The sequence below is a fragment of the Stenotrophomonas sp. YJH_SMC_138 genome, assembly GCF_059369855.1.
On record NZ_JCAFTB010000009.1, the window covers coordinates 196142 to 213893 of the forward strand.

Sequence of the window (17752 nt, forward strand, 5' to 3'; positions counted from 1 at the left end):
CGGGCTTCGGTTGGCGTGTGGGAGAGAGAGAGAGTCACACTCCAGCACAACACGCACTAACGACAGGCGTTTGTTACCAGGTGAAGCGCGGGCCCACGAACCACTCGCGGTCGCCGGCCTTGGCCAGCTTCACTTCGCCACTCAGGCCCCAGTTCTGGTTGAACTTGGCGGTGGCGCCGACGCGGCCGTAGAACTCGCCGTCCGGGTTGATGCCGTGCTTCTTGGTGTAGTCCTCGTAGCCGGCCATCACGTAGCCTTCCACGTACGGGTTGAACGCGGTGCGCACGCCGACTTCGGTCGAATAGCCGTTGAAGTCCAGGCCATGCTTCATATCGAACTTCTGGTACGCAACGCGGGCCACCAGGTCGGTGTTCGGTGCGATGCCGTAGTTGTAGCCGGCACCGATGCGCCACTGGTCGACGTCATTCTTGAACTTGTCGGTCTCCTGCGCGCTGTAGTCGCCGAAGATGTGGAAGTTCGGGTGCACCGCCACGGAACCCTTCACCTTCCAGCCATCGGCGTCGCCGCCCTTGGCATCGGTGTTCACGTAGCCGCCTTCAACGTAGTTGTACGACAGGCCGTCGGTTGCCGATGCAGCGAACGGCAGGGCAGCCAGGAGACCCAGGGCGAGCAGCGAATTCTTGTTCATCGGGACACACCTTTAATTATTTTGGTTTCGTCGGCCGCCTCCCGGGAGGGGGAGAGAGAGGAGGCGGTCGACAGGTGTGAATTATCCGTTAGGGGGTCTAATCGACCCTGAATATTGAACTGACTGGTGTATAAATAAGGCTGGCGTTCAGGGAACTCCACATGCAGCACGCGTCCGTCGCATCACTGCTGTTTCCGCCCCATGCGCGCCGCGCGGTGCGGGTGCTGCTGCTCGTCGCCCTTCCGATGATGCAGCTGCCAGCCAACGCGGCCGAGCGCGCCCAACCTTCTGCACGCATCGTGGTACAGACAGACGATGTCACGCGTTTCTTCAGCGTGCTGGATGCCACTGGAGGAAAACCAAGTGCCGAAGACCTGCAGCGCGGCTATCTGGACACCGGCACGGAGGCATTGCGCAGCTTCACCGACAGCCGCATCGGATCAATGGAGCGTTTGGCCAGGGCCATCCAGGACAAGCCGGCGTTGTTCGCCAGGGCGCGGACCTGTGCAGCGGCATTGCCGGCGATCCGCGCGCGGGTTGCCGACGCACTCGATCGGTTGGGCACGCTGCTCCCCACTGCACGTTTTCCTCCGGTCACCGTGCTGGTCGGGCGGGGTAACAGCGGCGGCGTCACCACCGAAGATGGTGTGGTGATCGGACTGGAAGCACTGTGCAACGCCGACTGGATGCAGCCTGACGTCGGCGATCGTTTCGTGCACCTGATCGCCCATGAGTACGTGCACGTGCAACAGCCCGGTGCGAGCGTCGATGTCGCGCAGCCCACCCTGCTCTATCAGACGTTGCTTGAAGGCGGCGCCGAGTACGTGGGTGAACTGATCTCGGGGCAACCGGCCAACGCGCATCTGCGTCGCTGGGCCCAGGGCCGCGAATGTGCGCTGGAGCGCGCGTTCGTACAGGACAGTGGGGGCACCGATCTTTCGAAGTGGCTGTACAACGGCCCCGGCGATGAAGCACGACGTGGAGATCTCGGATACTGGGTCGGCTACCGCATCGCGCGCAGCTATGTTTCCCGCGCGCCAGACAGGACCAGGGCCATCGCCACGCTGCTGGATGTGCGGCCCGACACCGCCGCGACCGTGTTCGAGGCGAGTGGATGGACGCCTGCCTGCACTGCTGCCAAAGGCATGGAAACGCAAGTGCTGTGAGAGCCGCTTCATACTGATGAATTGGCGACCTTGAACAGGCACAAGGCACGCCGCCGACGTAGATCAGCTCGCCTGATCCCGCTTGTTAATGTTGGGTCAGAGGCCGGCTTCACAGTGCTTCCACGTATTCAAATTCCAGCTGAAAGCGCTTGGTAGCGGCGGGAACAAACGCCGCTATATTCCAGCTTCCCCAGACGAAGGAGGGAGTGCAATGAACCTGAACCCGCAACACATGAAGACGGCCCGCGCACTTGCTGTAGCGCTCATCGCCACCGTAAGCCTTGGCGCCTGCGCGTCATACAAGAACGAGTTTGCAACCATCAACTCGCGTCTCGATCAGCTCGACGTCAAGGTGCAGGGCGCTGCGCAGAGCGCGGAGTCCGCCAACCAGTCCGCACAGCAGGCCAATCAGCGCCTGGACCAGATCGAAGGTCGCGTGCAGCAGCTTGAAAGGGCACCTGCCGGCCGCAAGCCGCGCGGGTAATCGCTCCCTCACCTTTTGAATTGATCCACCTCTGTATCGGGTGTATCGGGGACCCAGTGGCCTTCGCCGGCCACTGGCATCCTTCCACCCACGATTGCATTGCAAGGAGCCGTCCCATTCGTACTTCCCCCTCCCCTGCACGCCGCGCCCTCCATGCCTCCCTGGCCATGGCACTGGCCGTTGCGTGCAGCGGCGTAGCCAACGCCAGGGACAAGGACGCACCTGCACCATCGGTCGCCGCCGTTGATGAACTTCCGCCCGACCAGAGCGTGTCCGAGACAGTGATCGAGCTGGCCGGCTGGGTGGTCGCCAGCAAGGACAACCAGGGCTATCCGTTTGCGGTCATGGACAAGGCGGCGGCGCAGGTTCTGGTCTTCGGCGGTGACGGCAAGCTGCGCGGCGCCGCACCGGCGCTGTTTGGGTCGGCGATCGGCGACCATTCCGCACCGGGCGTCGCCAAGCTCGCACTGAGCGCGATTCCCGGCCACGACCGCACCACGCCTGCCGGCCGCTTCATTGGCGGTTACGGCCCGTCCGACGATGCCGGACGCGTGCTGTGGGTGGACTACGATTCCGCCGTGTCGATGCACCCGCTGCCGCCGGGCAGCCCGAAGGAAAAGCGCGCCGAGCGGTTGGCATCGCCCTCGCCGGACGACAACCGCGTCACCCACGGCTGCATCAATGTCTCGCCCGCGTTCTACGAGCAGATCGTGCAGTCCACGTTCGAGAAGGGCGGTGTGTTCTACATCCTGCCGGACAAGGATTCGATCGCGAAGACGTTCCCGGAGTTCGCGCAGAGCCGTGCCGTCACAGATGGCAACCAAAAGAAGACCGCACAGCACGCTGGCGAGTAGTGCGTTTGTGCGTCCGCCCTGGGCGTTGTGGGCACATGCCCGGGCCATGCCCGCCCGCCGGGCGGCTGCGATGCACAGTCTGCTCATGGAGAGTCGCCTGCGTGTGAGGCGTGGTGCCCCCGAGGCCCGGCACGCTGGCATACTGCGCCCGTAGACGATCCTGCGAGGCAATGTCTGCCTCGTCCATGAGGCCGCCGGTGGACCCACTCTTCCAGTTTCTGCTGAGCACGATGGGAGGCGTATTCGTCTTCCTGTTCTTCGTGGCGCGCGACTACCTGCGTGGATTGGGGTGGCTGCTCGGTTCCTGGGATCCGAACATGGGGCACGCGACCGAAGATGCGCTCATTTCGAAGGCCAATCGCAGCGCCTTGCTGATTGCGGCGGTGCTTCTGGCGTGGGCCTTCATGGGCCCTTCTCCCTACCGCCGCAACTGGGAAATCGAAGTAATGGGCATCGGCACCGGCATGTTGCTGGCCTATGTGGTGATCATCCGCCTTGCAGCTTCAAGGGTGAAGAGGCTGCTTGGGTGAGCGTGCCTCACATCGGCACCAATGAGGATCAGGAAGCCGTAGCCTCTGCAGCCCGCGCCAATGCCGCGGCGTGCGCGTCGCCTTCCGCTCGCTGTAACGGTCTACCAGGTAGTCCGACCGGCCCCGCGTCAGCAGCGTGAACTTCACCAGCTCTTCCATCACATCCACCACCCGATCGTAGTACGGCGAGGGCTTCATCCGGCCGTCGTCATCGAATTCCTGCCAGGCCTTGGCCACCGACGACTGGTTGGGGATGGTCAGCATGCGCATCCAACGACCAAGCACGCGCAACGCGTTGACCGTGTTGAACGACTGCGAGCCGCCGCTCACCTGCATCACCGCCAGCGTCCTGCCCTGCGTGGGCCGCACACTGCCATCTTCCAGCGGCAACCAGTCGATCTGGTTCTTGAACACGCCGGTGACCGTGCCATGCCGCTCGGGGCTGACCCATACCTGGCCTTCCGACCACTGCGACCATTCGCGCAGTCGCTGCACTTCAGGGTGGTGCGGGTCCACGCTGTCCAGCATCGGCAGCGCATGCGGGTCGAACACCCGGGTTTCGCACCCCAGATGGCGCAGCAGTCGCTCGGCTTCCAGCGCCAGCTTGCGGCTGAACGACTGGGGCCGCAGCGAGCCGTAGAGCAGGAGGATGCGCGGCGGCCCCAGATCCGCCGCGGCGAGCTGGTGATGATTGGGCTGGGGCAATGACGATTCCACCAGGTTGGGCAGGTCCAGGCTTGTGATTGGCTCATTCATTCGATTATTCTAGAAATATGGAAACATCGAATGCAATCTCCGCCCTGACCGCCCTCGGTCATGCCACCCGCCTGGCTGCCTTCCGCCTGCTGGTGGAGGCCGGCCCGGCAGGGCGCATGGCGGGCGACATCGCTACGGCCCTGCAGGTGCCCCCAGCCACGCTCAGCTTCCACCTGAAGGAGCTGGTGCAGGCCGGGCTGGTGGAGAGCGAGAACCAGGGCCGCAACGTCTGCTATCGGGCCAACTTCGATGCCATGAACGGCTTGATCGAGTACCTCACGCACAACTGTTGCGCGGGCTCACCCAGCAACCAGTGCGTCCCCGCCGAACCCGCCTGCAAGTGCTGATACCGCACACGACCCACCCCATCGAAGCGATTACCACATGACCCGCAATGTCCTGTTCCTCTGCACCGGCAACAGCGCGCGCAGCGTGCTGGCTGAAGCCACCCTGCGCGCCTGGGGCGGCGATCGCTTCAGGGCATTCAGTGCGGGCAGCCAGCCCACCGGCCAGGTCAATCCGTTCGCGCTGGCACAACTGCATGCCGAAGGAATGCCCGTTGAAGGGCTGCGCAGCAAATCATGGGACGAGTTCGTGGATGCAGCGCCCATGGACCTGGTCATCACCGTGTGTGATGCGGCCGCTGCCGAAGCTTGCCCAGTGGTGTTCGGTGACTTCATCCGCAGCCATTGGGGCCTGCCCGATCCGGCCGCCGTGGCAGGCAGCGATGCCGACAAGGCCGCAGCCTTCGCGCTGGCCCATGCCATCGTGAAAACCCGCCTGCGTGCGCTGCTCGCACTGCCCGAATCGGTGTGGTCCGAACGCGAAGCGCTGCAGCACGCGCTGGACCAGATCGGCCAGCTGTTGCCGACCGACGGCGCGCAGTGACGGTGCCACTGCCATGGGTCTGTTCGAGCGACACCTGACGCTGTGGGTTGTGCTGTGCATTGCGATGGGCACGCTGCTGGGCCACGTCCTGCCCGGTGCCTTCGCGGTGCTGGCGTCCGCCGAAGTGGCCAAGGTCAATCTGCCGGTTGCGGTGCTGATCTGGCTGATGATCATCCCGATGCTGCTGAAGGTCGACTTCCGCGCGATGCGCCAGTTGCAGCAACACTGGAAGGGCATCGGGGTAACACTGTTCATCAACTGGGCCGTGAAGCCGTTCTCGATGGCGCTGCTGGGCTGGCTGTTCCTGCGCCATGCCTTCGCCGACTGGTTGCCCGCAGCACAGATCGACAGCTACATCGCCGGGCTGATCCTGCTGGCAGCCGCACCCTGCACCGCCATGGTGTTCGTGTGGAGCAACCTGTGCCGCGGTGATGCCAACTTCACCCTGAGCCAGGTGGCGTTGAACGACGCGATCATGGTGGTTGCCTACGCGCCGGTGGTTGCACTGCTGCTCGGCCTGTCAGCGATCACCGTACCGTGGGATACGCTGTTGCTGTCCGTTGGTCTCTACATCGTGGTGCCGGTGCTGGCTGCTGCACTGCTGCGGCACTGGATCCTTTTGCGCAGCGGCGAGGCGGGCCTGCAACTCACGCTTCGAAGGTTGGGGCCGCTGTCCCTGTCCGCGCTGCTGCTGACGCTGGTGGTGCTGTTCGGGTTCCAGGGCCAGCAGATCGTGAAGCAACCGCTGGTAATCGCGCTGATTGCCGTGCCGATCCTGATCCAGGTCTATTTCACCTCGGGCCTGGCCTACCTGCTCAACCGTCGGCTGGGCGTGGCACATTGCGTGGCCGGCCCGTCAGCGCTTATTGGTGCCAGCAACTTCTTCGAACTGGCGGTGGCGACTGCGGTGGGACTGTTCGGCGTGCATTCCGGGGCGGCGCTGGCGACGGTGGTGGGCGTGCTGATCGAGGTGCCGGTCATGCTGTCCGTGGTGCGGATCGTCAACCGTACTCAGGCCTGGTACGAAAGACCCCAAGAGCGCTGACAACCAGAGTGGGGCGAGTTCGATTTACGTTCTTCGCTCCGCACTGTCGTCATCGGCTTGGTGGGGTACCCATATCCCTGTCAACAAGTTCGAACCATGTCGCATATTCCCCATGCTGCTACGGCCGTTGCGGCGCCTGCGTCTGCGACGACTTAACAGCATGCAAGAATGCTGAAAGCGTCTTTGATCGAACGCTGTTTGCAACTCGTCTGATTGGCGTTTCGCAGCGACGGCGGTACAGATGGCGTGCCACCGGAAAAAGGTGGCCGGGCCTCGAAAACCCGTGGCAATGCGTACGTTGTATGCGCCTGCCCGTCGGCGTCACCCAGTGTGGCGCCGGCGGGCAATTCGTCTGCCGACTATGGCGGGCGGAGCGTGGAGGCCTTGTGCCTGCCGGCCTTGTACGCACTGTCCCGGTTTTCGAGCCACGTCTCCGCCCGCCACCTTTGCGTGGCGGCTACCGTCTGTCCTGCACGGGGCACTGCCATGACATCACCGGACTTCCCACGCCTGCATCCGCATCGCTCATCCGCCACTGGCGGTGGGCCGCCAGAGCACGCGGCTGCGACCGATCCGAATGCCTTCATCGCCACGCTTCACCGCATCGGCAAAGGCGCGGCCGCCGACGGCCAGCCCTGGCCAGAGCGTCACCAGATGCCGGGCCGCTGCATGGCGCTGGCCGATGCGGACTGTGCACTGGCCGGCCAACGCGTGACGCTGGAGCTGCTGCTGGCGGCCGAGCGCGTGCGTCAGAACGGCACGGAGGCCGAGTACGTGGGCGACCGGGTGATGGAAGGGCTGATCCTGGCGTGCCTGACCATGAACGCACAGGCCAGCGCGCGCATGCAGCCGGAAGGATGAGGCGGGCACCACATCACTCGCAGAGCGCGCTGTCTTCCTTCAACGCGGCATCCTGCAGTGGCTGGCGTTGTTCAATCTGCGCACGTTGTTCCGCCGTCGGCTCGCCCAGCCACCACACACGACAGCGCGCGGTAAGACGGCCGACCATCTTCGCCTCCGTCGGCGAATACAGCATCGCCAACGCGGTGCCGGGGCAGGCGTGGGCCTGGCAGGCGGTATAGAACCACCACGGCTCGCCCTGCAGCACCAGCAGCTCACCAGGACCGCTGGGCCCGCTCAACAGGCGTTCGCGCAGCGATGGAATCTCCCTGTCAGCGGATTCGGCTGCGGCTGTGTTCTTCATCAGGGCGTTGAACGCGGCCAGCACCTTCGGGTCCTTGCGGCCGCAGTCGTCCACGGTATTGCCGCCCACCAGGGTGAAGAAATGCGTCGCCAGCGGGTTGTCCGCGCAGGTGAGTTCGCCGCCGGCACTCGGGTCTTCCGGTTCGCCTTCGTCGTCCCACACCGAGGGATCCACGCCATCTTCGATGGATGGCGCCTTCTCGCCCACCGTTGCCGTGGCCGCAGGTGCTTCTGTGGCCGGTGCTGGTGCGGCTGGTGCTGCATCGGGTGCCGGTGCCTGCCCGCAGGCGGCCAGCAATGCGACCGTCAGTGCCATCCCTGTGATTCGAATCTTCATTCCCTGTCCTTGTCTGATCTGCGCTGCATCCAGCAAATCGGCAGCCGCGTGATTCTAACCAGCACCGTGCCAGGATGCGTTCGTAGCGTCCCGTCATCGCCTGGAGCCGGACGCATGCGCCGTACACGACTCGCCAAGATCTTCTGCAGTGCCCTGCGGCTGGCATCGCCGGCAATTGCCCACGATGCAGAAAACGCGAAGCCTGCACGGCCTCTCCCGGGCGCAGCCCTGCCCGCACCGCTGGAGCGCGTACTACGCGATTACGAGCGGGCGTGGCGCTCGGCTGATGCCAGGGCATTGGCTGCGCTGCTTGCCGAGGATGGTTTTGTACTGCAGAGCAACCAGCCGCCGGTGCGCGGGCGTACTGCGATCGAGGCCGCGTATGCCGGCCAGGGCGGCAGTCCGTTGCGGCTGCGGGCGTTGGCTCACTCGGTGGAGGGCAACACGGGCTACATCATTGGTGCGTATCGCTACGGCAGCAACGAGGGGGACACCGGCAAGTTCACGCTGACGCTGAAGCGCGTGGGCGACGGGCCGTGGTTGATCTTCTCGGACATGGACAACACCAGCGCGCCGCCACGGGCGCGGTGATTGCCGCCGTCGGGCGCCGACCAAGGTTGGCAGCTACCAGAAGCGGGTTCGGCAGTAGATCCACGCCACGCGTGGATGGGTCGCGCACATAAAAAAACCCCGGCACGTGGCCGGGGTTTTTCGATTCACTTGAACAGCGTGTCCGGGTATTCCGGTTTCTGTTCCCGCGCCAGCAGTGCGCGCAGGCCTTCTTCCGGGGTCTGCTCGCCGTGCAGCACGGCACGCACGCCGTCGGAGATCGGCAGGTCGATGCCATGGCGGCGCGCCTGTCGCATCACTTCGTCGGCGGTCTGCACCGACTCGACCACCTGGCCGATTTCGCGCACGGCATCCTGCAGCGACTGGCCACGGCCCAGGGCCAGGCCCAGGCGACGGTTGCGCGACAGATCGCCGGTGCAGGTCAGCACCAGATCGCCCAGGCCGGCCAGGCCCATCAGCGTTTCCGGCTTGGCGCCGATCGCCGCAGCCAGGCGCAGCATTTCATTGAGACCGCGGGTGATCAGGCCGGCACGGGCGTTGAGGCCCAGCTGCATGCCATCGGCCACGCCGGTGGCCACCGCCAGCACGTTCTTCATCGCACCGCCCAGCTCGGCACCGACCATGTCGTCGCCGGTGTAGGCGCGGAACGCCGGGCCATGCATCGCCTCGGCCACCGTCTGCGCGAACTCGGGCACGTCGCCGTGCACGGTGATCGCGGTGGGCAGGCCCTGGGTTACTTCCTTGGCGAACGATGGCCCGGTGACGACGGCCAGCGGCACGTCCTCGCCCAGCACTTCGCGCGCCACTTCATGCAGGAAACGGCCCGAACCGGGTTCGAAGCCCTTGGTGGCCCAGGCCACGCCGGCACCGGCCGGACGCAGCGGCGCCAGCGCACGCACGGTTTCACCGAAGGCATGCGACGGGGTCACCACCAGGATCCAGGCCGCGCCTTCCACCGCCGACGCCAGGTCGGTGGTGGCACGCAGGCTGTCCGGCAGCGGGATGCCCGGCAGGTAGCGCGGGTTCTCGTGGCGCTGGTCGATGGCCTCGACCACGGCAGCGTCGCGCCCCCACAGCACGGTCGGGTGACCGTGCCGTGCGAGCAGGCTGGCCAGCGCGGTTCCCCAGGAACCGGCGCCCAGCACGGCGATCTTGTCAGCGGGAGTGCTCATCCGTGACGTCGCGGCAGGAATCAGGCGTTGCCAGCCGGCTCGGAGTCAGCCAGCGACGGTGCGTCGCCCTGCTCCTGGCGCTGGCGCAGGGTTTCTGCGTACAGGCCTTCGAAGTTGATCGGCTGCAGGAAGAACGGCGGGAAGCCGCCGGCCTGGATCAGGTCGCTGATCAGCTGGCGCACGTACGGGAACAGGATGTTCGGGCACTGGGTGCCGAGCAGCACGTCGATCGACTGCGGGTCCAGGCCGACCAGGCCGAACACGCCGGCCTGCTTCACTTCGGCCACGTAGGCGGTGCGCTCACCGGCCTGGCAGGTCAGGGTCACGGCCAGCACGACTTCGAAGGCGTTCTCACCCAGGCGCTGCACCTGCTGGTTCAGGTTCAGCTGCAGCTCCGGCTGCACCTGGTCATTGAAGATGGTCGGGGCGTTCGGCGACTCGAAGGAGACGTCCTTGACGTAGATCTTCTCGACGGTGAAAGCGGGGCCGGTGGCGGCATCGACCGGCGCAGCAGCGCCGTTGGTGATCTCTTCGGACATTTCCAGTAACTCCAATGAATGCAATGAAAACGATGGTCGAATTACTGCGATGGGGGCGGGATCAGGCCCATACAAGGCCGGATCCGCCACCTGCGGCAATCAGTTGCGGCCCTTGACCAGCGGCAGCTCGGCCTGCTGCCAGGCGGGAATGCCGCCGTCGAGCACGTAGACCTTTTCGAAGCCGGCCTTCTTCAGCGCCTTGGCGGCGGTTTCCGAGGCGTTGCCGCTGCGGCACACCAGCACCACCGGCGACTGCTTGGCGTTGGCCACCAGCTTGTGGTCCGGGCCGAAGGCACTGGCCTGGGCGTTGCGGCTGCCGGCAATGTGGCCCTTCTCGAAGTCACCGCTGGCCGACAGGTCGACCACCACCGTGCCGCCCGCGTTGATCAGCTGGGTCAGTTCGGCGGGCTTGATGCCCTTGAAGCCCCGGAACAGGCGGCGGATCTCGGTGACGATGATGGCCACGGTCAGGCCGACCAGGGCCGCGGACAGCATCGGGTTTCGGCCTGCAAAGGCCAGCAACTCTTCGTAATTCACTCAGGTCACGGGTCGATTAAGCGGGCGCCGATTGTCGCACAAGCCGGACGCGGCCCGTCACTGCCCCTTCCACAGGTCCGGCAGGCCGGCGGTCTGCCACCAGCGCTTGGCTTCCGGGTCCCAGCGCCAGCGCTCGACCACGACCACCGTGCGCTCGGCCTGGGTGTTCTGGTTGATCACCCCGATTTCGACCCGCCGCTCGACCAGTCCCCCGTCCAGTGAGGCACTGCTGCGTTCGCGGTAGGACGACACGCGCAGCTGCGCGTAACGGTTGAGCTCGAACTCGGTGGGCGGCTTTTCCTTGCGCAGCTTGGGGTCGAGGTAGCCGATGGCATCGTCCATGCTGCCCCAGCGGATGGTCGCCCCGTAGGCGATCTGGGTCTCTTCCAGCAGCTTGCGCTGCTTGCGGCTGAGGTCGTCGGCCGAGGCCACGGCACTGGCCAGCAGCAGGGAACAGATCAGGAACTGGATCAGGCGGCGCATCAGTGGTTTCCCCAGAACATCAGCCTGCCATCCTACCCTTTGGCGAAGGCAACGAAGCGACCGCTGAATTCGGCGGCGGGCTTGCCATCGGCGCCGGGCTGGGTGGCGATGATGCTGATGCGGGCCTTGCGGCGCTGCCGGAAGGTGTTCAGGAAGGCATCCCAGCCGGTGGCCTCGGCCGCTTCGGCGTGGGCGTGCAGGTCTTCGTAGACCGGGGCCAGGTAGCGCAGGTTGCTGTCGGCCACGTAGACCTCGGCATCGTGGCCGGCCAGGCGCAGGCGCAGGCTGACCAGCGCCCAGCCGGACAGGGTCAGCACCGAGGCCAGGCTGCCACCGAAGGCGTTGCCCTTGTCGTTGACGTTGGCGGCCAGCGGCGCGGTGATGCGCAGCACGCCATCGGCATAGCCGTCGAGCTGGATCTGCATGGCGCGCACCGCCGGCATGCAGTCCAGCACGTCCTGCAGGGCGGCCAACGAGGAAGTCAGGGCATCAACGGACATCGGAGCAGCGACCACGACAACGAAGGGCCCGCATAATGCAGGCAATGGCCGACCATACGATACCCACTGGCGCCACCCGTTCCGGCGCGCGCTGGACCCTGATCTCGTTGCGCCCGCAGGGCCAGAATGTGGCGCTGCGCCGCGCCGTTGCTGGGCTGGGCGGGCATGTCCTGGCCCTGCCACCCTGGCGCCTGCAGCGCCTGAACGGCACGCCCGTGCTGCGCCAGCTGCAACGCGCGCTGAACTGTGATCGGGTGGTGTTCACCAGCCCGGCCGCCGTGACCGCGGCCGCCACCCTGCTGCCGCTGGCCGAGGCGCAGCGCAGCCCGTGGCTGACCGTCGGCGAAGGCACCGCGCGCGCATTGCGGGCACACGGCATCACCGAGGTGCATGCGCCGCAGCGGATGGACAGTGAAGGCCTGCTGGCGCTGCCGGTGCTGGCTGACGTACAGGGCCTGCGCATCGGCCTGGTGACCGCGCCCGGCGGGCGTGGCCTGATTGCCGCGCGGCTGCAGGCGGCCGGCGCCACAATCGAACGTGCCGACATCTACCAGCGTCGCCTGCTGCACCTGCCGCCCCGTGCGCTGGCTAGATTGGCGCATTCAGCGCAGCCGTGGATGCTGGCGGTGAGCAGTGGCGAAGCGCTGCAGCATTTCTGGCAGCAGCTTCCGCCGCCCTTGCAGCAGCGTCTGCAGGCGCACGCGACTGCCGTGGTGGCCAGTGATCGCCTCGGCGAACAGGCCCGGGCACTGGGCCTGCAGCATGTCGTGCGCGCGGCAGGCCCCACCAGCGCGCAGCTGGTGGCGGCCGCACACGCCACGCTCACCGTCCCGGCAGCGACCTGAACAGGGACGTGGGTCACGCTTGCCGCTGTCGTCGGCAACAGTGATGCTGTGCACAACGCGGCCTGCCGGCCCCCGACCGGCGACGTTGCCGACAAGGAAGCCCGATGAACGACACTCCGCCCGTTTCCCCGCCCCGTCGACCCGTGCGCTGGCTGCTGCCGCTGGCCGGTGTGGTCGTGCTCGGCGTGGGCGGCTATGCCGGCTGGTATGTCTGGCAACAGCAACAGAACGAACAGGCAGCGCAGGCACAGACCACGGCTGTCCAGCTGAAGGGCCTGGAGGCCACGCTGGATGCGCTGCGTCGTGACCAGCGCGCGACCAGCCAGCGCCTGCAGGACGCGGCCGCCACCAACCGCGTGCTGCGCGACGAGATGCTGGGCCTTTCCCAGCGCAGCGCATTGCTGGAAGAGAACCTGGCCAAGCTGGCCGACAGCGCCAACCAGGGCCGCCAGGCGGTACAGCGCGATGAGGCCGAACTGCTGCTGACCCAGGCCGCGCAGCGCCTGAACTACGCCGACGATGTGGAAGGCGCACGCCGGTTGTACGCCCAGGCCGCGACGGCACTGGCCGAACTGCCCGACAGTGATGGCCTGAACCTGCGCCAGGCGCTGGTGCAGGAGCGCGAGGCACTGGATGCGCTCGGCAGCGGCCCCCGCGTGCAGTCGCTGCAGCGCCTGGATGCTGTGGGCAGGGCACTGCAGGGCCTGCCTTCGCAGATCACCGGCACGACCGGCAGCAGCACCGCCAAACCCTGGTGGCAGGCAGCTCTGGCGCCGTTCGTGGACATCACCCCGAGCCGCCAGAACGGCCCGCTGACCGCCGCCGAACAGCGCAATGCCGACGACGCGCTGCAGCTGGAACTGACATTGGCACGTGCGGCAATCGAGCGCGGCGACCGCGCGGGGCGCAATACCGCATTGGACCGCGTGGAGCACTGGGCACAGCGGCGCTGGCCGGATTCACCAGCCCTGCGCGCGCAACGTGCTGAACTGAAGGCCTTGCGCGAACTGCCGCTGCAGGCCAACGACGCTGTCCTTGGCAGCACCCTGCAACAACTGCGCACCCAGACCGACCGGAGGTAAGCCCGCATGAAACCCCTGCAATCCCTGGTCGTGCTGTTGCTGGCCGTGGCCATCGGCGTGGTCGCTGCGCAATGGCTCGGCGCCGATGACCTGAACCGCTTCGGCGAAGTGACCCTGCGCTACGGCGGCTACGACTACCACAGCAACCTGCCGAAGGTGGCGCTGCTGGCAGTGATCGCGGTGCTGGTGCTATGGCTGCTGTGGAGCCTGATCGCCGCACCGTTCCGCGCCTGGGGCCGCTACCGCCGCAAACAGGGCCGGGTGCGCCTGATCGACGGCCTGCAGGCCTATGAGCACGGCCAGTGGCAGCGTGCCGAGAAACTGCTGGACGGTGCCGCCAAGGATCCGGAAGTGAGCGCGGTGGCACTGGCCAACGCCGTGCGCAGCGCGCAGGCACGTGCCGACGGCCCGGCTGGCGAGGCGCTGCTGCAGCGCCTGGGCGAAAGTGATGCCACCCTGCAGGCGCTGCTGCGCGCCGAACAGCTGCTGGCGCGCGATCTGCCGGTGGATGCGATCAACGCATTGGACGTAGCGGCGATCCAGCCGCTGCCGCCACGTGGCCTGTGGCTGCGCACCGAGGCACTGGCACAGGCCGGCCGCGCCCACGAGGCGTATGGCCAGCTGGGTGCACTGCGCCAGAGCAAGGTGCTGCCGGCCGAGGCCAGCAGTGAACTGGAAGCACGCCTGGCTGCACAGGCGCTGCTGGAAGCGGCCGACGTCAACGCACTGGCCGCGCAGTGGGAAGCCACGCCGAAGGCACTGCGACCGACTCCGGACGTGGTTGGCGCCTATGCCAGCCGCGCGGTGGCGCTGGACTGGGACGAGCCGGCGCTGCTGGCGCTGGAACAGGCCCTGGACGAGCGCTGGGATGACGAACTGGTGGCGCTGTATGGCCGTCTGCCGGCCGAGCGCCTGGCTACCCGCCAGGCCAACCTCGCACGTTGGCGCAACGTGCATGACGGCTCGGCCGCGTTGCGCTTGGCGCAGGGCCGCGTGGCCCTGGCCCAGCAGCAGTGGGAGGCCGCCGATGCGTTCCTGCACGAGGCCATCGCCGCCGGCGCCGGTGCACCGGCGTGGGAAGCGCTGGGTGAACTGTTCGCCCAGCGTGGCGAACACGCGCTGGCCGCGCAGTGCCTGGCCAATGCGCTGCGCCTGCAGCGCGGCGAGGACAGCGTGGCGCTGGTGCGCGGCGGCGAGACGCCACTGCGTGCCACGGTGGAAGAACAGCCGCTCGCGGTGCAGCCGCCGGTGTATGACGCCAACGAAGAGCGCGACGAATTCGGTAATCCGCGGTTGCCGTGACCGTTGCTGAAGTGGGCCGACCAACGGTCGGCACCCACAGGAGCAAAAAACGCCGCCCAATGGGCGGCGTTTTCATGTGCGGGACCCGTTAGTCGCCAACCCTGGTTGGCGCGTGGCCTTTCCGAGCGATGCCGTTTCACGGCCGACCAAGGTCGGCATCTACCACAGCAGATCCAGCACGCATTTCTGGTAGTCGCCAACCTTGGTTGGCGCGCGGTCGCAGCGATCAGCGTTCGACGATCGCCACCACGCCCATGCCGCCGGCGGTGCAGATCGACACCAGCGCGCGACCACCGCCGCGTTCGGCCAGCTGCTTGGCGGCGGTGGCGATGACGCGGGCGCCGGTGGCGGCGAACGGATGACCGGTGGCCAGCGACGAACCCAGCAGGTTGATCTTGTCCGGGTCGATGCGGCCCAGCGGTGCGTCCAGCCCCAGGCGGTTGCGGCAGTAATCCTCGCTCTCCCACGCACGCAGGGTGCACAGCACCTGCGCGGCGAAGGCTTCGTGGATCTCGTAGATGTCGAAGTCCTGCAGGGTCAGGCCATTACGCTTGAGCATCTCCGGCACCGCGATGGTCGGCGCCATCAGCAGGCCTTCGCCATGCACGAAGTCCACCGCAGAGACATGCGCGTCGCGCAGGTAGGCCTGCGGCTCATGGCCGTGCGCGCGCGCCCACTCTTCGCTGGCCAGCAGTACCGCAGCGGCACCGTCGGTCAGCGGGGTGGAATTGGCGGCGGTCAGCGTGCCGCGGCCGGAGACCTTGTCGAACGCCGGCTTCAGCGTGGCCAGCTTTTCCAGCGAGGTATCCGGGCGCAGGATGTTGTCACGCTCGACGCCACGGAACGGTGCGATCAGGTCGTTGAAGAAGCCACGCTCATAGGCGGCGGCCAGCTTCTTGTGCGAGGACACCGCCCACTCATCCTGCGAGTCGCGCGAGATGTTCCATTCCTTGGCCATGTCCTCGCAGTGGTCGCCCATGCTCTTGCCGGTGCGCGGCTCGGCCACGCCCGGGAACTCGGGCTTGAGCTCGGAGAACTTGAAGCCGGCGGTGAGCGCGCGGATCTTGTCGCCGGTGCTCTTGGCGCGGTTGGCGGCCAGCAGGCGCGCGCGCAGCTTCTTGCCGTAGACGATCGGCACGTCGGATGTGGTGTCCGAACCGCCACCGATGCCCGATTCGATCTGGCCCAGCGCGATCTTGTTGGCCACGGTGATGATGCTGTCCAGCGAAGTGCCGCAGGCGCGCTGCAGGGTGATGCCCGGGGTCAGCGGCGACAGGCCGGAGGACAGCGTGGCCTCACGGCCCAGGTTCCAGTCGCTGGAGTGCTTGATCACCGCACCCATCGCCACTTCGCCCAGCTGCTGGCCGTGCAGGCCGAAACGTTCGACCAGCGCGCCCAGCGTACGGACCGACATGCCGAGGTTGCCGACATCCGAATACGCGGTGTTCTGGCGGCAGAACGGAATGCGGACGCCACCGAGGATGGCGACGGGACGAGCGTTGGGCATGGAGATACCTGGCATGGATGAGGGTGTCTGCAACATGGCCTGCACGGCGGAGCAGGCATAATGGAGCCAAGTGTAGCTGCCGCCCTGTGATGGGCCAACCGTGGAACCATGAGCAAACCCGACCCCGCGATGAATGCCCTTGGCGTGCTGGCCCTGGAACTGGCCGGCGGCGAAATCCCCCGCCAGGCGGTGCTCAGCGCTGAACAGGCCGGTGAACTGGCCGAACGCGTCGGCCGTGACCTTTCCAAGCTGGTGCCGCAGGTGGCCGAGCTGGACCTGGTGTTCGCGGCCGCCCATTTCGACCCGGCCGAAGTACTGCGCCCGGGCTGGCCGATCCATCGCCGCCTGGAAGAACTGCAGATGCGTGCCCCGGGCCGCAACCAGGGCCCGCGCCTGCTGGCCTTCGGCACCGATGCCGCAGGCGATGTGCCGCTGCCGTTCCAGGCCGATGCGACCCTGGTGGGGGGCGGCCTGCGCGTGGTGCCGTTCCTGCTGACCGGCAGCGACGTGGCCACCACCAACGCGGTGGCCAATGCGCTGGAAGAAACACTGCTGGCCAACGGCATGGCGCATGCCGACACCGCGTTGATGGCACAGAACAGCTTCGGTGCCCGCATCGAACACGCGCGCTATTTCACCGTGAACGACCTGGCCGCGATGATGTCGATGCAGTACGACAACCAGGGCTTGGCGGCGCTGTGGCCGCTGATCGAGACCGCGATCATGGCGCCGGGCGAAGACGAGTGGCTCAATGCCGCGCCCGAGCCGCTGCTGCGCTATACCCATGGCGAGGCACGCATGGCGCTGTTCGATCCGGCGGGTTGGTGCGCGTACTACAACCACAGCAAGAACGATTGCGACCGCCTGCAGGGCATCTACGAGCAGTTCCTGATGCGCCAGCGGCAGATGGCCGCGGTGCTGGAAGCGCACGGCGTGCCGGTGCTGTTCGTGCACTGCGAGGCCGGCCAGGACGCGCGCGAGCTGCTGGCGCGCTGAAGGCGGGTAGTGCCGGCCGCTGGCCGGCAACGTCCGGATCTGCGATTGCCGGCCAGCGGCCGGCACTACCGATAATGAAGAACGCCGGCTTGCGCCGGCGTTTCCCGTTTCCAGCAGAAAGGGCCGCAGTGCTGTTCGTGCACTGCGAGGCCGGCCAGGACGCGCGCGAGCTGCTGGCGCGCTGAAGACGGGTAGTGCCGGCCGCTGGCCGGCAACGTCCGGATCTGCGATTGCCGGCCAGCGGCCGGCACTACCGATAATGAAGAACGCCGGCTTGCGCCGGCGTTTCCCGTTTCCAGCAGAAAGG

At 66.8% G+C, this 17752-nt stretch carries 23 protein-coding genes; 13 read left to right on the plus strand and 10 right to left on the minus strand.

Annotated elements, in window-relative coordinates:
* Positions 1-73 precede the first annotated feature (73 nt).
* Positions 74-649 (minus strand): OmpO family porin, encoded by a 576-nt coding sequence (locus tag AC5P7I_RS17915; RefSeq protein ID WP_005411880.1) that lies wholly within the window; start codon positions 647-649, stop codon positions 74-76.
* A gap of 161 nt (positions 650-810) precedes the next feature.
* On the opposite strand from AC5P7I_RS17915, the gene AC5P7I_RS17920 reads away from it, so the two are divergent.
* The 4 genes from AC5P7I_RS17920 to AC5P7I_RS17935 all read left to right on the plus strand — a co-directional run bounded on the left by AC5P7I_RS17920 (position 811) and on the right by AC5P7I_RS17935 (position 3683).
* Positions 811-1815 (plus strand): DUF2268 domain-containing putative Zn-dependent protease, encoded by a 1005-nt coding sequence (locus tag AC5P7I_RS17920; protein WP_075076526.1) that lies wholly within the window; start codon positions 811-813, stop codon positions 1813-1815.
* Positions 1816-2026: 211 nt separating this feature from the next.
* Entirely contained in the window at positions 2027-2299 is a 273-nt protein-coding gene (locus AC5P7I_RS17925) for a hypothetical protein (protein WP_010487149.1), read from the plus strand.
* 167 nt (positions 2300-2466) lie between these two features.
* A complete protein-coding gene (locus AC5P7I_RS17930) occupies positions 2467-3153 on the plus strand; it encodes a L,D-transpeptidase (RefSeq protein ID WP_014645514.1) in 687 nt (228 codons plus the stop codon).
* 197 nt (positions 3154-3350) lie between these two features.
* Positions 3351-3683 (plus strand): hypothetical protein, encoded by a 333-nt coding sequence (locus AC5P7I_RS17935; protein ID WP_227864434.1) that lies wholly within the window; start codon positions 3351-3353, stop codon positions 3681-3683.
* On the opposite strand, the gene arsH is transcribed toward AC5P7I_RS17935, so the two are convergent.
* Entirely contained in the window at positions 3657-4439 is a 783-nt protein-coding gene (gene arsH / locus AC5P7I_RS17940) for an arsenical resistance protein ArsH (RefSeq protein WP_262087919.1), read from the minus strand. The two genes, AC5P7I_RS17935 and arsH, sit on opposite strands and share 27 nt — an antisense overlap.
* A gap of 17 nt (positions 4440-4456) precedes the next feature.
* Between arsH and AC5P7I_RS17945 the strand changes: the two genes are divergently transcribed.
* From AC5P7I_RS17945 to AC5P7I_RS17960, 4 genes are all read left to right on the plus strand, one after another.
* Positions 4457-4786 (plus strand): ArsR/SmtB family transcription factor, encoded by a 330-nt coding sequence (locus tag AC5P7I_RS17945; RefSeq protein WP_014645511.1) that lies wholly within the window; start codon positions 4457-4459, stop codon positions 4784-4786.
* A gap of 37 nt (positions 4787-4823) precedes the next feature.
* Entirely contained in the window at positions 4824-5327 is a 504-nt protein-coding gene (locus tag AC5P7I_RS17950) for an arsenate reductase ArsC (protein ID WP_075076524.1), read from the plus strand.
* A gap of 13 nt (positions 5328-5340) precedes the next feature.
* A complete protein-coding gene (gene arsB, locus AC5P7I_RS17955) occupies positions 5341-6372 on the plus strand; it encodes an ACR3 family arsenite efflux transporter (RefSeq protein WP_046427852.1) in 1032 nt (343 codons plus the stop codon).
* 486 nt (positions 6373-6858) lie between these two features.
* Entirely contained in the window at positions 6859-7233 is a 375-nt protein-coding gene (locus AC5P7I_RS17960; RefSeq protein WP_049441737.1) for a hypothetical protein, read from the plus strand.
* Between the two features lie 13 nt (positions 7234-7246).
* Here the strand turns inward: AC5P7I_RS17960 and AC5P7I_RS17965 are convergent, their stop codons facing one another.
* Complete coding sequence (locus AC5P7I_RS17965; RefSeq protein ID WP_262087918.1) at positions 7247-7912, minus strand: inhibitor of vertebrate lysozyme family protein; 666 nt, start codon at positions 7910-7912, stop codon at positions 7247-7249.
* Between the two features lie 114 nt (positions 7913-8026).
* Between AC5P7I_RS17965 and AC5P7I_RS17970 the strand changes: the two genes are divergently transcribed.
* Complete coding sequence (locus AC5P7I_RS17970; protein ID WP_262087917.1) at positions 8027-8503, plus strand: DUF4440 domain-containing protein; 477 nt, start codon at positions 8027-8029, stop codon at positions 8501-8503.
* Between the two features lie 125 nt (positions 8504-8628).
* On the opposite strand, the gene AC5P7I_RS17975 is transcribed toward AC5P7I_RS17970, so the two are convergent.
* The 5 genes from AC5P7I_RS17975 to AC5P7I_RS17995 all read right to left on the minus strand — a co-directional run bounded on the left by AC5P7I_RS17975 (position 8629) and on the right by AC5P7I_RS17995 (position 11713).
* A complete protein-coding gene (locus AC5P7I_RS17975; protein ID WP_032959354.1) occupies positions 8629-9654 on the minus strand; it encodes an NAD(P)H-dependent glycerol-3-phosphate dehydrogenase in 1026 nt (341 codons plus the stop codon).
* 20 nt (positions 9655-9674) lie between these two features.
* Entirely contained in the window at positions 9675-10193 is a 519-nt protein-coding gene (gene secB / locus AC5P7I_RS17980; protein WP_005407596.1) for a protein-export chaperone SecB, read from the minus strand.
* Between the two features lie 99 nt (positions 10194-10292).
* On the minus strand, positions 10293-10730 hold the full coding sequence (locus AC5P7I_RS17985; protein WP_014645505.1) for a rhodanese-like domain-containing protein: 438 nt from the start codon (positions 10728-10730) through the stop codon (positions 10293-10295).
* 57 nt (positions 10731-10787) lie between these two features.
* Positions 10788-11213, minus strand: a complete 426-nt coding sequence (locus AC5P7I_RS17990; protein ID WP_014035526.1) for a hypothetical protein — start codon at positions 11211-11213, stop codon at positions 10788-10790.
* Positions 11214-11245: 32 nt separating this feature from the next.
* Positions 11246-11713, minus strand: a complete 468-nt coding sequence (locus tag AC5P7I_RS17995) for a YiiD C-terminal domain-containing protein (RefSeq protein ID WP_005407593.1) — start codon at positions 11711-11713, stop codon at positions 11246-11248.
* A gap of 35 nt (positions 11714-11748) precedes the next feature.
* Between AC5P7I_RS17995 and AC5P7I_RS18000 the strand changes: the two genes are divergently transcribed.
* From AC5P7I_RS18000 to AC5P7I_RS18010, 3 genes are all read left to right on the plus strand, one after another.
* Complete coding sequence (locus AC5P7I_RS18000) at positions 11749-12558, plus strand: uroporphyrinogen-III synthase (RefSeq protein ID WP_262087916.1); 810 nt, start codon at positions 11749-11751, stop codon at positions 12556-12558.
* Positions 12559-12662: 104 nt separating this feature from the next.
* Positions 12663-13640: a uroporphyrinogen-III C-methyltransferase gene (locus AC5P7I_RS18005; RefSeq protein WP_032959352.1), complete on the plus strand. Its 978-nt coding sequence runs from the start codon at positions 12663-12665 to the stop codon at positions 13638-13640.
* Positions 13641-13646: 6 nt separating this feature from the next.
* A complete protein-coding gene (locus AC5P7I_RS18010; protein ID WP_262087915.1) occupies positions 13647-14942 on the plus strand; it encodes a heme biosynthesis HemY N-terminal domain-containing protein in 1296 nt (431 codons plus the stop codon).
* 226 nt (positions 14943-15168) lie between these two features.
* Here AC5P7I_RS18010 and AC5P7I_RS18015 read toward each other — a convergent pair whose 3' ends face one another.
* Positions 15169-16464 (minus strand): acetyl-CoA C-acetyltransferase, encoded by a 1296-nt coding sequence (locus tag AC5P7I_RS18015; protein WP_087786464.1) that lies wholly within the window; start codon positions 16462-16464, stop codon positions 15169-15171.
* Between the two features lie 93 nt (positions 16465-16557).
* Here AC5P7I_RS18015 and AC5P7I_RS18020 point away from each other — a divergent pair, with 93 nt between their 5' ends.
* On the plus strand, positions 16558-17445 hold the full coding sequence (locus AC5P7I_RS18020) for a hypothetical protein (protein ID WP_041862938.1): 888 nt from the start codon (positions 16558-16560) through the stop codon (positions 17443-17445).
* Between the two features lie 65 nt (positions 17446-17510).
* On the opposite strand, the gene AC5P7I_RS18025 is transcribed toward AC5P7I_RS18020, so the two are convergent.
* On the minus strand, positions 17511-17752 hold a 242-nt coding region (locus AC5P7I_RS18025; RefSeq protein ID WP_495222172.1), incomplete at its 5' end, for a hypothetical protein.

What these genes read in the sequence shown, in the direction of transcription:
- AC5P7I_RS17915 (WP_005411880.1), bottom strand. Translation starts at nt 649, where the DNA reads ATGAACAAGAATTCGCTGCTCGCCCTGGGTCTCCTGGCTGCCCTGCCG.
- AC5P7I_RS17920 (WP_075076526.1), top strand. Translation starts at nt 811, where the DNA reads ATGCAGCACGCGTCCGTCGCATCACTGCTGTTTCCGCCCCATGCGCGC.
- AC5P7I_RS17925 (WP_010487149.1), top strand. Translation starts at nt 2,027, where the DNA reads ATGAACCTGAACCCGCAACACATGAAGACGGCCCGCGCACTTGCTGTA.
- AC5P7I_RS17930 (WP_014645514.1), top strand. Translation starts at nt 2,467, where the DNA reads ATGGCACTGGCCGTTGCGTGCAGCGGCGTAGCCAACGCCAGGGACAAG.
- arsH (WP_262087919.1), bottom strand. Translation starts at nt 4,439, where the DNA reads ATGAATGAGCCAATCACAAGCCTGGACCTGCCCAACCTGGTGGAATCG.
- AC5P7I_RS17945 (WP_014645511.1), top strand. Translation starts at nt 4,457, where the DNA reads ATGGAAACATCGAATGCAATCTCCGCCCTGACCGCCCTCGGTCATGCC.
- AC5P7I_RS17950 (WP_075076524.1), top strand. Translation starts at nt 4,824, where the DNA reads ATGACCCGCAATGTCCTGTTCCTCTGCACCGGCAACAGCGCGCGCAGC.
- arsB (WP_046427852.1), top strand. Translation starts at nt 5,341, where the DNA reads ATGGGTCTGTTCGAGCGACACCTGACGCTGTGGGTTGTGCTGTGCATT.
- AC5P7I_RS17960 (WP_049441737.1), top strand. Translation starts at nt 6,859, where the DNA reads ATGACATCACCGGACTTCCCACGCCTGCATCCGCATCGCTCATCCGCC.
- AC5P7I_RS17965 (WP_262087918.1), bottom strand. Translation starts at nt 7,912, where the DNA reads ATGAAGATTCGAATCACAGGGATGGCACTGACGGTCGCATTGCTGGCC.
- AC5P7I_RS17970 (WP_262087917.1), top strand. Translation starts at nt 8,027, where the DNA reads ATGCGCCGTACACGACTCGCCAAGATCTTCTGCAGTGCCCTGCGGCTG.
- AC5P7I_RS17975 (WP_032959354.1), bottom strand. Translation starts at nt 9,654, where the DNA reads ATGAGCACTCCCGCTGACAAGATCGCCGTGCTGGGCGCCGGTTCCTGG.
- secB (WP_005407596.1), bottom strand. Translation starts at nt 10,193, where the DNA reads ATGTCCGAAGAGATCACCAACGGCGCTGCTGCGCCGGTCGATGCCGCC.
- AC5P7I_RS17990 (WP_014035526.1), bottom strand. Translation starts at nt 11,213, where the DNA reads ATGCGCCGCCTGATCCAGTTCCTGATCTGTTCCCTGCTGCTGGCCAGT.
- AC5P7I_RS17995 (WP_005407593.1), bottom strand. Translation starts at nt 11,713, where the DNA reads ATGTCCGTTGATGCCCTGACTTCCTCGTTGGCCGCCCTGCAGGACGTG.
- AC5P7I_RS18000 (WP_262087916.1), top strand. Translation starts at nt 11,749, where the DNA reads ATGCAGGCAATGGCCGACCATACGATACCCACTGGCGCCACCCGTTCC.
- AC5P7I_RS18005 (WP_032959352.1), top strand. Translation starts at nt 12,663, where the DNA reads ATGAACGACACTCCGCCCGTTTCCCCGCCCCGTCGACCCGTGCGCTGG.
- AC5P7I_RS18010 (WP_262087915.1), top strand. Translation starts at nt 13,647, where the DNA reads ATGAAACCCCTGCAATCCCTGGTCGTGCTGTTGCTGGCCGTGGCCATC.
- AC5P7I_RS18015 (WP_087786464.1), bottom strand. Translation starts at nt 16,464, where the DNA reads ATGCCAGGTATCTCCATGCCCAACGCTCGTCCCGTCGCCATCCTCGGT.
- AC5P7I_RS18020 (WP_041862938.1), top strand. Translation starts at nt 16,558, where the DNA reads ATGAGCAAACCCGACCCCGCGATGAATGCCCTTGGCGTGCTGGCCCTG.